The 17,323-nt window shown below is 69.5% G+C and carries 16 protein-coding genes and 3 pseudogenes; 13 read left to right on the top strand and 6 right to left on the bottom strand.

Annotated elements, in window-relative coordinates:
- Positions 1-26: 26 nt before the first annotated feature.
- The 6 genes from ACZ7DE_RS37765 (at position 27) to ACZ7DE_RS37740 (ending at position 6,195) form a co-directional block, all read left to right on the top strand.
- Positions 27-506 carry a hypothetical protein gene (locus ACZ7DE_RS37765; protein WP_470768921.1) on the top strand — a complete coding sequence of 160 codons (480 nt, stop codon included), beginning with the start codon at positions 27-29 and terminating at the stop codon, positions 504-506.
- Positions 503-811, top strand: coding sequence for a hypothetical protein (locus ACZ7DE_RS37760; protein ID WP_470768920.1), 309 nt, complete (start codon positions 503-505; stop codon positions 809-811). Before ACZ7DE_RS37765 ends, ACZ7DE_RS37760 begins: the two co-directional genes overlap by 4 nt.
- Positions 812-938: 127 nt before the next feature.
- On the top strand, positions 939-3,242 hold the full coding sequence (locus ACZ7DE_RS37755) for an ATP/GTP-binding protein (RefSeq protein ID WP_470768919.1): 2,304 nt from the start codon (positions 939-941) through the stop codon (positions 3,240-3,242).
- 15 nt (positions 3,243-3,257) lie between these two features.
- Positions 3,258-3,701: a conjugal transfer protein TraB gene (locus ACZ7DE_RS37750; RefSeq protein WP_470768918.1), complete on the top strand. Its 444-nt coding sequence runs from the start codon at positions 3,258-3,260 to the stop codon at positions 3,699-3,701.
- A gap of 78 nt (positions 3,702-3,779) precedes the next feature.
- On the top strand, positions 3,780-5,924 hold the full coding sequence (locus tag ACZ7DE_RS37745; RefSeq protein ID WP_470768917.1) for a chromosome segregation protein ParM: 2,145 nt from the start codon (positions 3,780-3,782) through the stop codon (positions 5,922-5,924).
- Between the two features lie 82 nt (positions 5,925-6,006).
- On the top strand, positions 6,007-6,195 hold the full coding sequence (locus ACZ7DE_RS37740; RefSeq protein WP_470768916.1) for a hypothetical protein: 189 nt from the start codon (positions 6,007-6,009) through the stop codon (positions 6,193-6,195).
- Position 6,196: 1 nt separating this feature from the next.
- Here ACZ7DE_RS37740 and ACZ7DE_RS37735 read toward each other — a convergent pair whose 3' ends face one another.
- Positions 6,197-6,358 carry a hypothetical protein gene (locus ACZ7DE_RS37735; protein WP_389684848.1) on the bottom strand — a complete coding sequence of 54 codons (162 nt, stop codon included), beginning with the start codon at positions 6,356-6,358 and terminating at the stop codon, positions 6,197-6,199.
- 223 nt (positions 6,359-6,581) lie between these two features.
- Here ACZ7DE_RS37735 and ACZ7DE_RS37730 point away from each other — a divergent pair, with 223 nt between their 5' ends.
- The 5 genes and pseudogenes from ACZ7DE_RS37730 to ACZ7DE_RS37710 form a co-directional block, all read left to right on the top strand.
- A complete protein-coding gene (locus tag ACZ7DE_RS37730; protein ID WP_470768915.1) occupies positions 6,582-7,076 on the top strand; it encodes a hypothetical protein in 495 nt (164 codons plus the stop codon).
- A gap of 61 nt (positions 7,077-7,137) precedes the next feature.
- Complete coding sequence (locus tag ACZ7DE_RS37725; protein WP_470768914.1) at positions 7,138-7,929, top strand: hypothetical protein; 792 nt, start codon at positions 7,138-7,140, stop codon at positions 7,927-7,929.
- A gap of 126 nt (positions 7,930-8,055) precedes the next feature.
- A complete protein-coding gene (locus ACZ7DE_RS37720) occupies positions 8,056-8,205 on the top strand; it encodes a hypothetical protein (protein ID WP_470768913.1) in 150 nt (49 codons plus the stop codon).
- Positions 8,205-8,669, top strand: coding sequence for an RRQRL motif-containing zinc-binding protein (locus ACZ7DE_RS37715; RefSeq protein ID WP_470768912.1), 465 nt, complete (start codon positions 8,205-8,207; stop codon positions 8,667-8,669). The genes ACZ7DE_RS37720 and ACZ7DE_RS37715 overlap by 1 nt, the downstream gene beginning before the upstream one ends.
- A 448-nt stretch (positions 8,670-9,117) precedes the next feature.
- Positions 9,118-9,344, top strand: a pseudogene (locus ACZ7DE_RS37710) (IS982 family transposase); the annotation flags it as partial.
- 19 nt (positions 9,345-9,363) lie between these two features.
- On the opposite strand, the gene ACZ7DE_RS37705 reads toward ACZ7DE_RS37710, so the two are convergent.
- Entirely contained in the window at positions 9,364-10,050 is a 687-nt protein-coding gene (locus ACZ7DE_RS37705) for a response regulator (RefSeq protein ID WP_470768911.1), read from the bottom strand.
- Positions 10,047-11,345 carry a sensor histidine kinase gene (locus ACZ7DE_RS37700; RefSeq protein WP_470768910.1) on the bottom strand — a complete coding sequence of 433 codons (1,299 nt, stop codon included), beginning with the start codon at positions 11,343-11,345 and terminating at the stop codon, positions 10,047-10,049. Before ACZ7DE_RS37700 ends, ACZ7DE_RS37705 begins: the two co-directional genes overlap by 4 nt.
- Positions 11,346-11,565: 220 nt before the next feature.
- On the opposite strand from ACZ7DE_RS37700, the gene ACZ7DE_RS37695 reads away from it, so the two are divergent.
- Entirely contained in the window at positions 11,566-12,258 is a 693-nt protein-coding gene (locus tag ACZ7DE_RS37695; protein WP_470768909.1) for an ABC transporter ATP-binding protein, read from the top strand.
- Positions 12,255-14,705: an ABC transporter permease gene (locus tag ACZ7DE_RS37690; RefSeq protein WP_470768908.1), complete on the top strand. Its 2,451-nt coding sequence runs from the start codon at positions 12,255-12,257 to the stop codon at positions 14,703-14,705. Before ACZ7DE_RS37695 ends, ACZ7DE_RS37690 begins: the two co-directional genes overlap by 4 nt.
- 1,095 nt (positions 14,706-15,800) lie before the next feature.
- Here the strand turns inward: ACZ7DE_RS37690 and ACZ7DE_RS37685 are convergent.
- The 3 genes and pseudogenes from ACZ7DE_RS37685 to ACZ7DE_RS37675 form a co-directional block, all read right to left on the bottom strand.
- Positions 15,801-15,890: pseudogene (locus tag ACZ7DE_RS37685) on the bottom strand (transposase); the annotation flags it as partial.
- An 83-nt stretch (positions 15,891-15,973) separates the two neighbouring features.
- Positions 15,974-16,201 (bottom strand): annotated as a pseudogene (locus ACZ7DE_RS37680) (Lrp/AsnC ligand binding domain-containing protein); the annotation flags it as partial.
- 68 nt (positions 16,202-16,269) lie between these two features.
- The gene (locus tag ACZ7DE_RS37675; RefSeq protein WP_470768907.1) at positions 16,270-16,836 is read right to left on the bottom strand and encodes a hypothetical protein; all 567 of its coding nucleotides are present in this window, start codon (positions 16,834-16,836) and stop codon (positions 16,270-16,272) included.
- Between the last annotated feature and the right edge of the window lie 487 nt (positions 16,837-17,323).

Raw genomic sequence — 17,323 nt, 5'->3', positions numbered from 1 at the left:
CCAGTACACCAGGAGGGAACCCCGCCGTGAACAGCACCAACGACCCGAACCACTCCCCTCTGCGCGACGTCGCGCAGAACCCGGAGGCAACCGCCCGGTACCTGGCCGACGTTCAGCGGGTCCTGCTGGACATCGGCAAGAACCTGGAGACCCTCGCGATCGAGACCCGCGTGCACCTGCGTGGCACGAATGTGGAGGGCGACCGCTGGTACCACGCCCGACTGCGTGCGATGCCCGTCGAAAAAGCCCTCGGAAACGTGCTCAAGAACCTGCACAACCTCACCGAGGGACTGGAAAAGAGCGCCTATAAGCGCCGCGCCCACGACGAAGCCGTCGTGAATACGCTCAAGGGAAGGAAGGAAAAGGAGATCGAAAGGCAGCGGAAGAAGAATCCGCCGACGCTCCAGGCCGCACCCCACCCGCCGCAGCAGGGTGCGCAGAGCGCAAATTCCGGCTATGGTGGTCCTACGTCGATTTACGACCTCAGTAAGGGGGAGTCGGCGTGAACCGCCCCCTCAGCAGCGTCGAACGATCCGCTCAGCGGCGTCAGAACTGGCTGAAGGAAGAGGCGACGAAAGCCCGCGAATCTCGCGGCGAGGCAGGGCTGATGGAATTCTGGCTCCGCCTGGCACGATCCCGGATCGCAAAAGACGTCAAAGCTGGTCGCGGTGACGTCTACTCCGGATTCGCTTTGATCTGCCGCCTGTTCATCACGGCGCTGGACCAGCGCGTAGAGGGCGACGGACGGATCTGGAACGACCTGCTGCAGTACGCGGAGCAGGTCGTGGCGAAGCACCCCCCGCGTCACTGAACGTCACCCACGAAGGCCCCGCCGGGCTCCGGCGGGGCCTCGCGCGCGTAAAGCGTGCACACGTGCACGTGCACACGCGTGCACACAAAACCCCACGCTCTGTCAAGTCCCAGGAGGGAGGCGCACCGTGTCCGATGAGGACGGCACCGGGACCCTGGTCCAGGGCCCCTGGAGCGGTGATTCCACGTACGTGCCACCGCCGATCCCGGATTACGGCGACACCATTCCGCCACCGGAAGACATTCCCCCAGCGCCGCCGGAGTGGCCGGAAGAGACGGCGATGCAGCTGCCGACGATTCCGGCTGCCCCTAACCCGTCGGCGGCGCTGCGGTCGGAAGGAATCGCTGCGCCGGAATCCGGTGAAGACGACGGCGAATATGAAGAGAGTGAGTACGAGCAGCCTCGTTCGCTCGCAGACCGTCTCGGTGACTGGCTCGAATTCCGACTGGAAAGAGCGCGGGCCAATCACGAAAGTGAAGCGCCTTTCCGTGAGGCGGAAATAGCGCGGAAGGCCGCGCTGCTGGAGGGTCGCACCGCGCAGGAAGTCGCGATGATGGAGCAGAACGGAAAATTCCACGCGGCGATGATGAAAGCGAAGGGTGACAAGGCGGCGGCGCACGGAAAAGCCGGAGCCGACCACACGAAAGCGTCCGGCTCCGGCCTGGGCGCCGACAAGGGCGGTCGCTCGAAGGCCGGCGGTGGGGGCGGCTCTCGCGGAGGCGGCGGCAGTTCCGGCGACTCAGGCCGCGGCACCGGCGGCGGCCGGGGCCCGGGACCGAGTGGATCCGGGGGCACCCGGCGCGGTGGCGGGGGCGGCAACTCCCCCAAGAGCGCCGGGAAGGGTCCTGATCGGGCTGCTAACCGCCGTGGGGGCGGGGCTAAGGGCAACGAGTCGCCGGGGGGCGGAAAAGGCCGCCAGAACGGTGCTGGAAGCCCCGGGTCAGGCAAGGGCAACTCAGGCGGTTCCGGCAAGGACAACGCGGGCTCCGGGGGCGGATCGAAGGGGGACGGCCGCAAGCCGAAGGATCCGGCCGCCACTCCCCGAGCAGAACGGGTCCGCGGCCGGCAAGAGCGTGCCGCCGCCCGCCAGACCGCGCGCCAGCAACGGCGCGGCGCCGACCAAGCCGCCCGCCTCGCCGACCGCAGCAAGGACCGCGACCAAGACCGCGCCAACCGACAGACGGAGCGGGAGGAACACCGCAAGGCGAAAGCCGACCGCAGGGCCACGAGAAAGGCGAAGCGGGGAGCCGCCAAGGCCGCTGAGGACCACACCACCCTGGGCGCGGCCCTGGGAGAGGAAGCGCAGCGCCGCTGGGACAAGCGCCGCACCGAGAAGGACGAGGCCGCGAAGCGTGACAAGAGCGGCACAGAGAAAGAAGAACCGACCAAGGACAAAGACGCCGAGAACAAGGACGCCAACGACAAGGGGGCCGAGCCGAAGGGTGCCGAGGGCAAGGGCTCCCCTGGCGCCTCTGGTGCTGGAAAGGATGATCCGGCTGACGGACGCGGCAAGGCGGAAGACGTCGGTGAGGGTCCGCATGGCGGCTCCAAGGACGACTCGAAGGGCCGCCGCTGGTTCCGGCGCGGGCAGCCTTCTGGTGCTGCCGGCACCGGGAACGGCGGCACCTGGGGCACCGACCGAGCAGGGCAGCGTGCGCGTGCGCGCGCGGCGGGCAGTCGGTTCGGCGCGCCGGACGCCCCGACGGTGGAGTGGGTCGACGGCCGCTCGAACCGACGCAACCCGCACCCGCCGGCGCAGCCGGGCACCAGCAAGAACATCCCGGACGCCGTGATCGTCGACGACGAAGCCGACCCGTTCGGCTGGTATGCCGCCCGCCGTGCCAGCCTGCCTCGCGCGCCCAGGCAACCCCGCGTCAGGCGGGGGGTCATCAAACGCCCTGGCACCAGTCGGCCGGACGCGACCGACGCACCCGATCAGAGCGATCAGGCCGTCGGCCGACCGGCTGCCACTAGCCGACCCACCAGCACCGAAGGGAGCAGCGTGAGCAGTTCGCAGGTCAGTAGGCCGTCCGGCGGGGGCAATTTGGCCACCCGGCACCGTACGGACATCACGTTCGACCAGTACCTGATGGAGATGGCGACCATCGCCATCCAGGCGGCCTTCGACCAGGAGCGGGCCGAAGCTCTCGCAGAGGCCCTGGACAAGGTGGCCGATGCCCTGCGGGACATGGCCGCCGACTTGATCGGCGACCACAACGTCAGCACCGAGGTCACCGAGCTGATCTCGGACTTGGCCGACTCCGCGGCCAGGCTGAAGCAGCTGGCCGAACGGTGCGCGTCCGAGTGCGGTCTGGCCCTGGAGGCAGCCAAGCTCGCGGCCGCGATGGTCGCCCGCGTGTACGGCCAGGACATGGCCGCGAAGGAAGACGCGGGCCTGAAGTACACGTCGGCCGCCGCCCACCACGACTAAGAGAAGGGCTCACTGATGAGCGACCTCGTGCCTCCCGGCTACTGGATCGACTCCCCCCAGGGCGGCGATGACAAGGCTCTCGCGGCCACTGACGGCGACAACCGCTACAAGGCCGTCCAGGCCAAGCTCGACGCCCTCGGGCGCGCGCTCGATGACGCCGGGCTCGGCCTGGAGGAGCTCGTGCGCAGCATCGCGAAGAACGCCAAGCGCGCCGAGGACGCGGCCCGCGACGTCGAGGCGGCCGAACTCGACCCGAAGTTCGTGGAGCTGACCAGCAACGTCGGTGTCGCCCTCGGGGGCGCCGGCGTACAGGTCAAGAAGCTGTACGAGACCGCGCAGGAGACAGCCGACCTCACCCACGAGACCAAGCGCACCCACTCCAAGCTCTACGGCGCGCTGGACGACATCCGCTCGGGCCGGCGCGAGAAGACCCCCAAGCCCGGGTTCTTCAACCGCTGACCCCACTCCCCCACCCCGCCGCGGGCGGCCCCGCACACCTCGCGAGGCCGCCCGCGGCTGTTCCCGAAGGAGACGCCGGTGACCACGCCGCGCAGTGTCGCGCTCGAACGCCTCGCCTACACCCTCGCCGCGCCTGTGCTGGCCGTGGCCCCCAACGTCTACCCCGACAGCCCCGTCAACCAGGTCGTGCAGCTGGCCGGCGCGGCCGGGATCGGCGGCTGGTTCCTGGCCGCCAAGAGCGATGAGCCCGGTGCCGGACGCAAGATCCTGCGCTGGTCCCCGCTGGTCCTGGCCGCCGCCGTCGACGTCGCCGCCGGGCACACCACAGGTTTCGGCTTGTACTGGCTGGACGGGCTGCTCGCCGCCGGATGGGCGGCGGCCGGCTGCCTGGTGATGCCGTTCTCCCGGCACACCCGCCGCCGCCACCGCCCCGCGCTGGCCGCCCCGGCCCCGCAGCCGGCGCCCGCCGAAGTCCTCGAGGAATCGGTGGCGCGGCCGGACGACGGAGCCGACCTGCTCACCCGCGATGCCCGGCTCCTGTGGGAGCGGGCCGGGATGCCCGCCCGCACGCACATCGTCAAGGCCACCCGGCATGCCGGTCAGCGGCACGACATGACGATCCTGCTGCGTGCCTCGGAGACCGGGCGGCCGATCACCGGTCTCACGGAGGCGGCGGTCGCCGCGCCGTTCGGCGTGCACTCCAGCGACGTCGTCCTGGCGGAGGTCGCCATTCAGCCCGGCCGCCAGGGCGGGCCCGGCTGGATGGAGGCCCGCATCACCCCCGACGCCAACCAGCGCCGCCGCACCAAGCCGACCGCGCAGGAGCGCTGGACGGACAAGGTCGGCGGGCCCAAGGGCGGCGCCCCCGGCTCCGAGCTGGTCCACACGACCCGCGACGATGAACGCGGGGTGACCTTCTACCGGGCGAAGATGGCCGACTCCACCGAGACCCCGCGCATCGACCTGGCCAAGGTCTGCCGTGCGCTGAACCTGCCCGAGGACGACTCCTGCGTGTTCGTCCTCATCGACGGCAGTGAGTTCCTGATCAGCGCGTTCGACACCCCGCCGCTCAGCGCGATCTTTCCCGCCACCCGCGAGCTGCTCACCCCGGACGCCAAGGGGATGTACGTGTGCGGGTTCACCATCACCGGCCAGCCGGTGAAGACGATGGTGTACCAGCACGACAAGAACGCCCCGGCTCACGGCCTTACCCTCGGGGTGTCCCGGTCGGGCAAGACGCAGTTCTTCGCGATCCACATGGCCGCCCAGTCCCTGGACGGACAGGTGGTGTGGCTGGGCACCGTCCGCAAAGACGAGAAGACCACCGTGCTCGGCCGCTACATCGACCGGCAGGGCTCGAACGCGCTGTGGATGGCCCGCTCACTGCGGGCGGCGAAGGCGCTGTGCGAGATCCGCGCCGATATGCCCTGGCCGCACGACGGCCAGCCGCACGACTACAAGCCCGGCGACCCGCGCTGCCCCTACCGGCAGCTCAACGTCTACGGCGATGAGTTCATGACCGCGGCGCAGGACGCGGACTTCGGCGAGTTCATCCAGAAGGACGGCGAGGACCTCACGGTCACCGGTCTCAAGTACGGCATCGGCTTCAACCCGGCCGGACAGAGCCCGTTCGCGCACAACGGGTTCTCCACCGAGATGAAGGACAACCTGCGGCAGAACAGCCGCCCGGTCATCTTCAACATGGGTTCGCCCGGCGCCACCCGCAAGGCGGCGGAGGGCACCATGGAGAACGCCTACGAGGTGCCGACTATCCCGGCCCGCTACTCCCGCACCGAGGGCTCCGCGATCGAGCGGGCCATGCGCGGCGAGGCCGACCCGGAGAACGGCGTCTCCACGGGCGGCGTCGCGGTCATCGTCCTCGACAACGGCCGCGCCGTCCTGATGCGGTCGCTGTACGCGGACTTCGACACCGACCTGTCCAACCTGTTCCCCGGCGAGGTCAACCGGCTCACCGACCACGAGATCGCGGAGCTGGAGAAGCGCGGCCTGTGGTTCGACTGGAACGAGCCTGTGCGGCCCGGCGAGTTCTGGCCCGAGCCCGACGAGGACGACGGTGACGACGGCGGCCGCCGTCGCCGCGGCGGTGGTGGAGGCGGCAAGGGCGGCGGCGGCAAGCGCAGCTCCGGCTCCGGCAGCCGCTCCGAGCAGGTCACCTCACCCCGCCAGGCGCTGGAGGCCATCAAGAGCCTCAACAACGCCTGACCGCTCGCCACCCATCCATCCCGGGGCCGGCCTGCCCGAGCACGGCTGGCCCCACCCTGATCCCGAAGGAGCATCACCCGCCGTGGCCCTTTCGATCTCCGTCGCCGCGCTGCTGGGCATCATCGTGTTCGTCCTGGTCAAGGGCGGCTACGTCCGGATCGGCTCCGCGCTGCTCTGCACGCTGTTCGGCTTCACCCTCGCCGCGACCGGCCTGGCCCCGGTCATCAACCGCGGCCTCGCCTCGCTCGCGGGACTGATCTCCAGCTTCTGAACTACGCCTCGGTCCACGGCGGGTCGGGCGTGTAGTTGAGCCCTTCGCAGAAGCGGCAGTCCCACTCCGAGGGGATCTCCCACTTGTCGACCCAGAAGCCGACCTGCCTGCCCACGAAGTAGTTGTCCCCGCCGCACCATCCGCAATCGAAGACGAACTCCACCAGATCCCCTTCCCGCGCCTGTCAGTTCGAGGATGCCCGGGGCGCAGGTGCGGTGACTACCCACCCGTCAGCCCCAACTCATCTGCTGCGCAACGCCGAAGGGCACCGCCGGACACGACGCCGGCGACGCCCTTCGCCGTTGCGCGCGGCCACTCCCCCACGCGCCCTCCCGGCCACCACGGCCGGGAGGGCGCTCCCCTTCCCGCGTGATCGGAGAACCCCGATGGACCCCCTGAACACCACCCAGTCCGGCATGCCCGAGTCCGAGGCCGCGGCCGAAGCCCGCCGTCTGCTCGACGAATGGGCGGGCAAGCCCGTACGCCACCACCCCACCTCGTTCCGCGACGACACGGAGACGCCGGCCTTCGGCACCGCTCCGCCGGTGAAGCAGGAGGACCACCGGATCGTCCCGGCCTGGGCGGCCGGGATCGCGGTGGCCTCCATCGGCGTGGGCGCCGGCGTCACCGGGATCGGCTGCGGTGCCTGGCTCGTGCTCCAGGGCCTGGCCTCCGTCACGTTGAACGGCGTCCTCATGGTCACCCTGCCCTTCGCGGGCATCGCGATGGTCGCCACCGCCATCAGCGGCGTAATCAGCAAGGCCCGCGCGGCCGTCACCATGAACGTCTACGAGGGCCCGGTCACCCACCACACCGAGATCCACAACAACAGCACCACGCGCGGCGCGTTCTTCGCCCGCACCCGCAACGAGATCCGCTGACCGGCTCCGGCCAGCCCGCACCACCCACACCGAACCCCTTCGCCGAAGGAGCAGCTACGCCATGCCCAGCAACGACAAGCCGGTCAACGGCCAGGACAACCCGTCCTTCCTCGACCTGCTCAACGAGTTGCCGCCCGTGCCGCCGGCCCCCGAACTGGACGGCAAGCCCGGCACCCGGCGGCTCGCCCGACTGCGCGCCGCATGGAAGGAGTCATGGGAGGAGGGCGGCTTCCTCTACCAGCGGTGGGAAGAGATCTTCCAGGCCCGGCACGCCAGCTGGCACGAGGTCGCCAACTGGCTCAAGGGCGCCGCACTGTTCGGCGGGCTCAGCCTCATCGTGCTGATGGTCGACGCCGCCGGCGACATCGCCTCCGCCACGCTCAAGGGCCTGTCCGACGTCCCGGCCACCGGCGCCGGTGACGGCAGCGGACTGTGGGGCACAGTCGACCACCCCGTCCGTGTGTTCTTCGCCGACCAGGCCGCGCACCTGTCCGTCGCCCCGGCCGCCCTGTACGTGTTCTGGCAGATGACCGGGCTGGTCGGCCTGGTCGGCGGGTTCTTCGGCAACGCCGGAGCCCGCATCGCCTGGCTGCTGTTCGGCCTCGGCAGCCTCGCAATGATCTGGTCCACCGCCCCGGCCGGAGGCCGCGCCACCGCCACCGGGCTCGCCGCCCTGATGTGGGCGCTGGCCAGCATGTTCGCCCTGCGCGGGCTGACGCTTCGGCCCGTCGTCCACAATCACCCGCCGCAGTACCAGTTCAACCCCGCGCTCCACCTGCACGCCACCATCCCCGCCCCCAGCCCGGCGGGCGACGACCTCGGTCCCGACAACATCCACCAGCTCCAGCGTTGACCTGACGCTCTGCCTGGTCCTCGCCGCCCCGACCCGGGGTCCGGCGAGGACCGGACAGGCCGCCCGGCCGCACGCACCACCCAGCCGCACCACCCGCTGCGCCCCGCCGACACCAGCACGACGTCGGTGGGGCGCAGCGCTGTCCACCGACGACTGGAGGAACTGCTCGTGCTCATTCCCCGCCCGCGCCGCCGGATCGGCCGGCCCCGCCCGCAGCGTCCCGGCCCCCGCTACCCGCACCGCCCCTACCGGCTGCCCGGCGCCTGGAGCAGGTGATGCCGCGCCCGAGGAAGAAGCGCCGCCGCCGCGAGGTGACCCGGGTGCCGCGCAGCGACGCGGCGCTGCCCGAGTACGACCGCAGCACGGTGCCCGAAGGCTTGGTCACCAGGCGGCAGTTACGGGACATGGGCCTGAGCCCTGGCGGCAACGAGGGCCCGGTCGCGATCCTGCGCTGCAGGTTGTGCGCGACCCGTCCGCAGTGGTCCTGCCGTCACCCCACCCGCGGCTTTCTGCTCCGCGTCGACCTGGCCGTGCCCAAGCGCGTGCCGACGCTCGCTCAGGAGTGGGCCCTCGATCAGGCGATGGCAGCGAGACAGACCTGTGGCCAGTGCGGGAGGCGTTTCTACATCTGCCTCTCGAAGAGACTCGGCTGCTGCCTGGAGTGCTACGACGGCACGCCCGCAGACCCCAGCAGCCTCATGACCCTCCCGGCCCCATTCGCTCACCGGCTGGCCGCGTGAGCCAGCCCCGTCCCGACCGTCCAGGCCGGGACGGGGCCCGCACAACCCGGGCGGCCGCAGCACCGGCAAAGGCCGGCCGCCCGCTCCCTCACCCCTTCGAGATCAGGAGAGAACCAGCATGCAGCATCGTCCCGCCGTCTTCGCCGCCCTGCTCGGACTCACCCGCGCCGGAAGCGCGATCGGAGACTTCTGGGTTAACGCGGCAAATGCCGTGTCCGCCTTCCTCGACGTCTCGCTTTTGAGGGGCAGTAGCCGACAGTGGTATGGCTAGGATTCCGCTCAGGTGTCTCGGTTGGAAGGCGTCGACGTCGCGCCTCGGAATGCGCTCCTGAGGGTGACGGCATCACGGCTGACGCACACCTGGTGATCCGCTGCGACGCCGGAAATCCTGCCGAGACCGAAGGTCGCTACGGCTCCGAGGGCAGTTGGCCGGTCCGTGTCGAGAACCGCTGACCTGGGCGTCCGGCTGCTGAGGCCGGCAAGCAAGGGCAAACCCGAACGGGCCGGCGCGGCGCTGTTCAAGCCGCTACGGCAGCCGATCGAGTCCGTCAACCAGACCCTGCCGGGGTAGCCGTCCGCGTCGCGCAACGACTCCTCGCTCTGACCGCTGCGATCTGGCACAACCACCACACCGACCAACCAGTCATCCGGTCACTGATCGGCTACGACCACTGACCTTGGAATCGATCATCTACTAGGCGCCCCCGCCCGGGGCGATCAGCCCCGTCTCGTAAGCGAAGACGACGGCCTGGACGCGGTCGCGCAGGTCCAGCTTCGACAGGATGCGGCCGACGTGGCTCTTGACCGTGGTCGGGCTGAGGAACAGCCGGGAGGCGAGTTCGGCATTACTGAGGCCCGTCGCGAGCAGGCAGAGCACCTCGAGCTCGCGCGGGGTCAGGCCGGACAGATCGCGGTGCGGGGCGATGGTCTGCGGTTCGTCGTGACAGGCGAAGCGCTCGATCAGCCGACGAGTGATCGTGGGCGCGAGGAGAGCGTCGCCGGTCTGCACCAGGCGCAAGGCGGAGACCAGATGTTCGGGGGTGACGTCCTTGAGCAGGAAGCCGCTGGCGCCGGCCGTGAGCGCGGCGTAGACGTAGTGGTCGAGGTCGTATGTGGTGAGGATGATGACCCGCGTTCTGTCCGGGCCAGGGTCGCCGATGATGCGCCTGGTGGCCTCGATGCCGTCCATCTCCGGCATCCGGATGTCCATGAGGACCACGTCGGGCCGCGTACGGCGGACCGCTGCGACAGCCTCGGCCCCGTCGGCAGCCTCGGCCGTCACTTCGATGCCGTCCGCGGCCAGGATCATCTTGAAACCGGTGCGTACGAGAGCTTGGTCGTCGGCGATGACGGCACGCAGCGGTGGCTGGTCCTTGTTCATACGGTGCTCCGCGGGATACGGGCCGTGACCCGGTAGCCGCCGGCGTTTGTCGGACCGGCCGTCAGCTCGCCCTTGTAGACGGCCAGCCGCTCGCGCAGCCCCATGTGGCCACGGCCGTTGCTCTGTACCGGCGGGGACTCCTTGGCGCCGCCGGTGTCCGTGATCTCGATCTCCAGACAGGCGTCGGTGTAACCAATGGCGACGGACGCCTGCGCGCCGCGCGCATGTTTGATCGTGTTGGTCAGCGCCTCCTGTACGACGCGGTACGCCGCGAGTTCCACCCCCGGTGGCAGCGGATCCGGCGGCAGCGACACCCCGAGGCTCACGGGCGTACCGGCGGCGCGTACTCGTGCGACGAGCGCGTCGAGCTGTGCGAGCCCGGGCTGGGGCTCCAGGCTGTCGGGCCTCTCGTGGTCCGGGGCGGCCAGCAGGCCCATCACGTGGCGGAGTTCGGCCATGGCGGCCCGACCGCCCGCCTCGACGGCCAGCAGTGCCTCCTTCGACTGCTCGGGCGCCATGTCCATCACTTTGCGGGCCGCGCCAGCCTGGATCACCATCACGCTCACATTGTGGGTCACAACGTCGTGCAGTTCGGAGGCAATGCGGGCACGCTCCTCCTCGACGGCGCGGCGCGTGGCCTCCTCCTGAGCGGCCTGCAGTTCTGTCACCCGGTCCCGGCTGGACGCCAGCCGAAGTTGCAGAAAGCGGACGAGGCTGGCCAGCATCCCTGCCACCAGGAGCACGAATCCCGGGCTGGACCATCCGGGGAGCACAGGTTCCGCGTTGCGGAAAGCGAAACCGGACAGCGCGGCGGCGATCACCAGGAGGGCGATTGCCGTTATCCGGTAACGGCTGTATACGACGGCGCTGTAGGCGCCGATGACACAGGCCAGGACGGTGATCCAGGAGGCGGAGCTGCCGATGGCCAGTGCTGCGCCCAGCACCACCATGAACAAGGTCAGTGGATACCGGCGCCGGGCTGCCAGCGGCAGCGTCGACAGGACGACCAGGGCCCAGGGTACGGAGGAGGGTTCTTCCTCCACGGGCACCTGGCCAGGGTCGGGCGGCGAGGGCGGGGCCGGGACCCCTGTCCCGACGTCTACCGCAGGGGGGCTGCTGTTCACCGGCCCGTCGCCGGGATAGCGCACCGCCACGGCCAGGGCCATGACGGTCAGTACGAACGCCAGCACCACATCGGCGCGCACCGCTCGCCGGGACAGCGGGGCGGCCTTCGCCTCCGGGCGTAGCGCGTCGATGAGTTGCTGATGCCGGCTGCGCCGGTCTTCCGTCTCCATCCGTGCATTGTGCTGCGCTCTCCGCTGGGCCCGCGTCCGCCTGTCTGGCCAGGGCATTGCCCCAGAGGCCTACTTCTCAGGTATGACTCCGCGGCCGAATCCTCCGCAGGAAGGGCCTGATGTTGGTTCCGCGGCCGACGCGCCCCATACGCGGCACCTCTAGGTTCGCAGGACCGGCAACGGCGTGTGCCTCTCGCGACCGCAAGGACGGACGACTCATATGCATCAAGTGATCGAACTGGAGGGTGTGGCGAAGCGCTACGACAGCGCCGGTGCGCTGGCGCTCGGACCGCTCACGCTCAGCGTCGCCAAGGGCGAGGCCCTTGCCGTGACGGGTCCTTCCGGCAGCGGCAAGTCCACGCTGCTGAACCTCGTCGCCGGCCTGGACAAGCCGACCGACGGCGCCGTGATCGTGGCCGGGCGACGGATCGACCAGTTGAGCGAGCACGCCCTCGCCAAGTTCCGTCGCGAACACGTCGGCATGGCCTTCCAGTTCTTCAACCTTCTCGACGACCTCACCGTCACCGACAACATCCAACTCCCGGCCCAGCTGACCGGGACCAGTCGGCGCAAGGCCGCGGCCCGCGCGGGTGAGCTCATGGAGATGCTGGGCATCCAGAACCATGCCCGCGCATACCCTGGCCGACTGTCTGGAGGTGAACGCCAGCGGGTCGGTGTCGCCAGGGCGTTGGTCAACCGGCCCGCGCTGCTGCTCGCCGACGAGCCGACCGGTGCGCTCGACACCGCCTCGGGCCACGACGTCCGCAACCTGCTCCTTGATCTGCACCGCGCAGGACAGACGATCGTCCTGGTGACGCACGACCTGTCCCTCGCGGAGGCGTGCGCGAGCCGCACGATCCACCTGGTCGATGGTCACCTCGCCCTCGACACGTACGCGCAGGCCGTCCGATGAGCCTGTTCGGTACTGGCGCGCTGGGCCGGATCGTACGCTCCGGCGTCGGCAGGCGGCGGGTGCAGACCGTGGTGATCGCCGTGGCCACGATGATGGCCGTGGCCTCGGCCGTGGTCGCAGGGTCGCTGATGGTCGCTGCGGCCGCTCCCTTCGACAACGCCTTCAAGAAGCAGCGGGGTTCGCACATCACCGCGCAGTTCGATCCGGCCAAGGCGAGTGCGGCGGAGCTGGCGAAGAGCGGGAAGCTGCCCGGCGTCGCCGCGAGCGCGGGACCGTACCCGTCCACGTCGGTCCGTCCGGTGGACCGGGCGGGCTTCCAACTGCCGACACTGACCCTGGTCGGGCGGTCCGGCCCTGACGGCGCCGTGGACCGGGTGGATCTGAAGTCGGGCCGGTGGACGCAGAAGCCGGGCGAGATCGTGCTCGACGCGTCGTTCGAGGGGCCCGCCATCGGGATCGGCACCCCCATGAAGACGTCGGACGCCAAGGACGCCCCGACCCTTTCAATCGTCGGCTTCGCCGTCTCCGCCAGCAAGACCGCCGACGCCTGGGCGGCCCCCGCGCAGGTCGACGCGCTGGCGTCGAAGGGCAACCCGGTCGCGAGTCAGATGCTCTACCGCTTCGACTCCGCGAGCACGAAGCAGCAGATCCTCGCCGACCGGAAGAAGCTCGCCGCCTCCGTGGGGCCCGGGGCGCTGCTGGGTACCCAATCCTGGCTGGACACCAAGCGCGCCGCTGATCAGGGTGCGGCGGCGACCGTCCCGTTCGTGATGGCTTTCGGCGCGCTCGGCATCGTGATGTCGGTGATCATCGTCAGCAGTGTGATCAGTGGCGCGGTCGGCACCAGCCTGCGCAGGATCGGCATCCTAAAGGCCATCGGCTTCACTCCGCGCGAGGTCGTACGCGCCTACGTAGCCCAGGCGCTGATCCCGGCCGTCGCCGGCATCGCCCTGGGTGTCGCCCTGGGCAACCTCCTGGCAGCGCCACTGCTGTCCGACACCGAGTCGGTGTACGGCGGCGTCTCGCTCTCGGTGGCCTGGTGGGTGGATGTCGCCGTGCCGGCCGTAGCCCTGGGCGTCGTGGGGCTCGCGGCGCTGATTCCCGCGCTGCGGGCCGGAAGACTGCGGACGGTCGAGGCCATCGCGGTCGGCCGGGCGCCGCGCACGGGGCGCGGCCAGTGGGCGCACCGGGCGATGGGGATGCTGCCGCTGCCGCGACCGGTGACCTACGGTCTCGCCACCCCCTTCACGCATCCGGTACGTACCCTCGCGATGCTGCTCGCGGTGGCGTTCGGCACGGTCGCGGCGACGTTCGCGGTGGGTCTTACCTCGTCCCTGAACGCGATCGGCACCTCGCAGGACCCCGAGAACCGTGCTGCGGTCACGGTCACGACGACCAAGGCGATCGAAGTCGCTCCCCCGCCGCCTCCTCCTGTGGGGGGCGACGCGGGAGATCCGCCTCCCCCCGGCGGCAGCGAGTCGGGCCCGCCTCCCGTGGAGAACAGCGCGGCGAGCACGTCCAAGAAGCCCAAGGTCGCCGACCCGGCGAAGGTGCGGTCCGCCGTCACGTCGCAGCCGGGCACAGAGTCGTACTACGGCAAGGCCCAGACCGAGGTCGCCGTGGCCGGGATCTCAGGATCGATCCAGGCCAGCCTCTACGAGGGCGATTCGCGCGCCGGCAGCTACGAGATGCTCTCCGGGCACTGGATCACCGGCAAGGGACAGGTCGTAGTGCCCTCGCGCTTCCTGGAAAGGACCAGCACCAAGCTCGGTGACACGGTGCGGGTGACCTACGAGAAGGAGACCGTGAACCTGCGGATCGTGGGCGAGTCCTTCGACACGTCGGGCAGCCAGCTGGAGATCCACGCGGACATGGCCGACTTCAAGTCGGCCGAGCCCAGTACCTTCCTCGTCGAAACGAAGTCCGGCGTCTCCGCCGACGAGTACGCCCAGAAGGTCGCCGCGGTCGTACAGCCGCTGGGAGGTGACGCCACGACCGGCTCCGAGTCCGGGCAGGACGGCGTCATCCTCATCATGGCCGCGATGGCGGTGCTGCTCACCCTCATGCTGATCATCGTGGCCGGTCTCGCCGTGCTCAACTCCGTGGTCCTCGACACCCAGGAACGCATCCACGACCTGGGTGTCTGCAAGGCGATCGGCATGTCGCCGCGGCAGACCCTGAGCCTCGTGCTCGCCTCGGTGACCGTGATCGGCGTGTTCGGCGGGCTAATCGGCGTGCCCGCGGGGTACGCGCTGCACCACGTCGTCATGCCGGTGATGGGGAGTGCTGTGGGCACCAGCCTGCCGTCGCTTGTCCTCGATGTGTACGGACCATACCGGCTGCTCCTGCTGGGGCTCGGCGGCGTCGTGATCGCGATGCTGGGCGCGCTGATCCCGGCGGGCTGGGCCGCCAGGGCACGTACGGCCACGGTGCTGCGCACCGAGTAGCGCCCGGTGGAGCGCGAGCTGCTCGGGCGGATCCGCCAGGCTCGTGGGCTCGGGCTGCCCGCACAGGCACAGGCGACGATGCCCCGTCCAGGCAGGTCCTCTTGAGAGGACTCGGAAGGCACGGACGGGGGCTGGCAGCGGGAAGCGGTGCGGGGTAATCGGCGGCGAGAAGGGGTGTGGGGCAGCAGCTCCGACCCGGTCTCGCCGCCGCACAGATCCGGCCCCTGCTCATCCGCAGAAGTCGCCGAGACCCGTTCCCCGAACCGCGGTAGGGCACCTCACAGACGCACGGCTACCCCGCATCCGTGAAACGTCGCACCACGACTCACTCGTCCTCCTGCCTCCGCATACGCCGCAGCACAGGTCTGGCCCTCGGCTGGTGGCGCTCCTGATCGGCGAGCCGGCTCACGAGTAAGGCCGACGTGGGCGCTATGAAAACCATACCGATCAGCAGTTCCGCCTCTACCCAACGCTTGGGACATCGGCGTCTCCGTCGGTCCGTACGCGTTGACCATCCGCTGCCCCGGCGCCCACACTCCACCAGTTCCCTTCCCAGCGCCTCACCTGCCGATACCACAGCCGATACCGGCGTCAGGTCCTATATAGCTAGTCCAGATACTCAGCGGCGAGGCAGGGGAACGACGCTCCTGGCGCCGTCTCTCTGCCCTTCGCCAGGGATCAGCGCCAAGGACTCGCGGCTGAGCGTGCTCAGCTCGCGGCGGAGGCGCTGGAGCTCGTCGTCTTTGGCTGCCGGGATGGACAGCAGCACCTGGTGACGCTCCTGGAGCTGTTTGAATTCGGTTTGCGTGCGGGCGAGTTTGCTGGTGAGCTGCTGGTTGAGGTCCCGTAGCCGCGCGATCCGTGCTTCGCGGGGATCGGGCTGATGTCCGGCGGCCCAGGCAGCGGCTCGGCGTTGCTCGAACTCGTCCTTGAGGTGGCCCCAGGTCCGGTAGAGGGATGCGCGGGAGATGCCCGCCTCGCGGGCGAGCGTCTAGACGTTACAGGCGCCGCCGGGCGGGATCTGCCCGGCCAGTAACCGGTCGATGGCCGCGCGGATGCGCCACTCGATCTGGGCGCGCTGCTGGTGGCTCAGTGCCAGACGGGCGGCCGCCCCGCCTTCATCCCCTTCGGCAACAACGGCTCCAACACCGCCCACTGTTCATCCGTGAGATCTCCCCGCCCCATGAACCGTGATCATCCACAACTCGAGATCCACTTTCGATACACGGCCTAGCTAGCTGGCAGTCCGCGCAACAGTTCGACGAGGGTTAGCTCTCTGGCAGGGGCCGGTCATCGATGACGTTCTTCATGACGAGGGTGGAAGTTAGGCGCTGGACCCCGGGCAGCCGGGCGAGCCGCTGGTCATACAGCTCCTGGAATGCGGCCAGGTCGGCCGTTGCGACCCGCAGGAGGTAGTCGGGTTCGCCAAAGAGACGCTGCGCCTGGAGCACGTGGGGAATGGCGGCCACGGCCTCTTCGAAGGCGGTGACGGTGTCGGGGCTCGCGCAGGAATCATCGAGCTGGGGGTTCGCCGGACCCGGCGGGCTGGTCCGACGCCCATGGTTCAGCCGCATTGCTCCAGGCGATTGAAGTTGATCTGAGCTCCGAAATCGGCTTTGACATCTCTTTTCTGGTTGGGCTCAGAGACCTGACTCCTGAGTCCGGCGCCCGTGATCGTCCAACGTCCCGGTGGATCCTGGGCATCAGTGAAGTCGAGCCGGATTGGTCTTTGGAGCGTGACGGTCTCACCGTCCGAATTCGTCACACTGAGTGGCGACACCCACCAGATGGTGCAAGCTGCCACGGCTTCTACGTCGATGTAAGAGCCATCCGCGGAGGTGAGGGAGACGTTCTGGATGAGGGAGGGCGAGCGGTTGGCAATGCTTAGCACCTCCCCGTCCCTCTTCTGTTCCAGGATGAAGTCGACCTTGAGCGCCTGTTCCCTTTTCACCAGCCGCTGCGTCTCGATGTTTGCCTTCTGCGTCTCCCTGTTTGCCTTCTGCGCCTCGTGATTGGCGCCGCGCGACTCGTTCCAGCTCAGCCACGACACGAGTAGTGCAATCGCGGCAACCACCAAACTGATCCAATCGGTCACAGTTCCACGGCGCGGAGGAGATGTGTCGTCTGCCATGTATCCACCATGGCTCCTCCTCCGACGCGCATCTCGATCGGCTACACCATCCGGGCTATGACCGAGCTACTAACCCTCGACGGCGCGAGATCAGCACGCGGTGGCGGCGATACCGCGATCGAACACCGGCGTGACGCTCCGCGACCGCTCCCCAAGATCTGTGCCAGAACCCATTTCTCACCGAGTCTTCTGCGCTCACAGCGGGTCGGGGAAGCGTGGCTTACGCGTCCGCTCTTCGTGAAGGAGGAGTGGCTGGAATCGGAGTACTACCGAGACCACCTTCCGCTGGAGGGTGTCGCAGACTGAGCGCTTGATCTGGCGAGCGGCGCCAACTGAAGTGCTCAGTGACACCGGCGTCGATCGCTACGGACAAGTGTTCGGCGTGGGTGTCGAGCGTGTTTCTGAGGGCCGCGTAGCCCGTACTGCACCCGCGTGTGAGGTAGTGCCGCCCGGGGTCGCTTCGCGCTCCGGGTGGGCAGGGGGCGTA

This window comes from Streptomyces sp. NPDC037083 (genome assembly GCF_055606485.1).
This window is presented reverse-complemented; position numbering and strand designations above follow the sequence as displayed.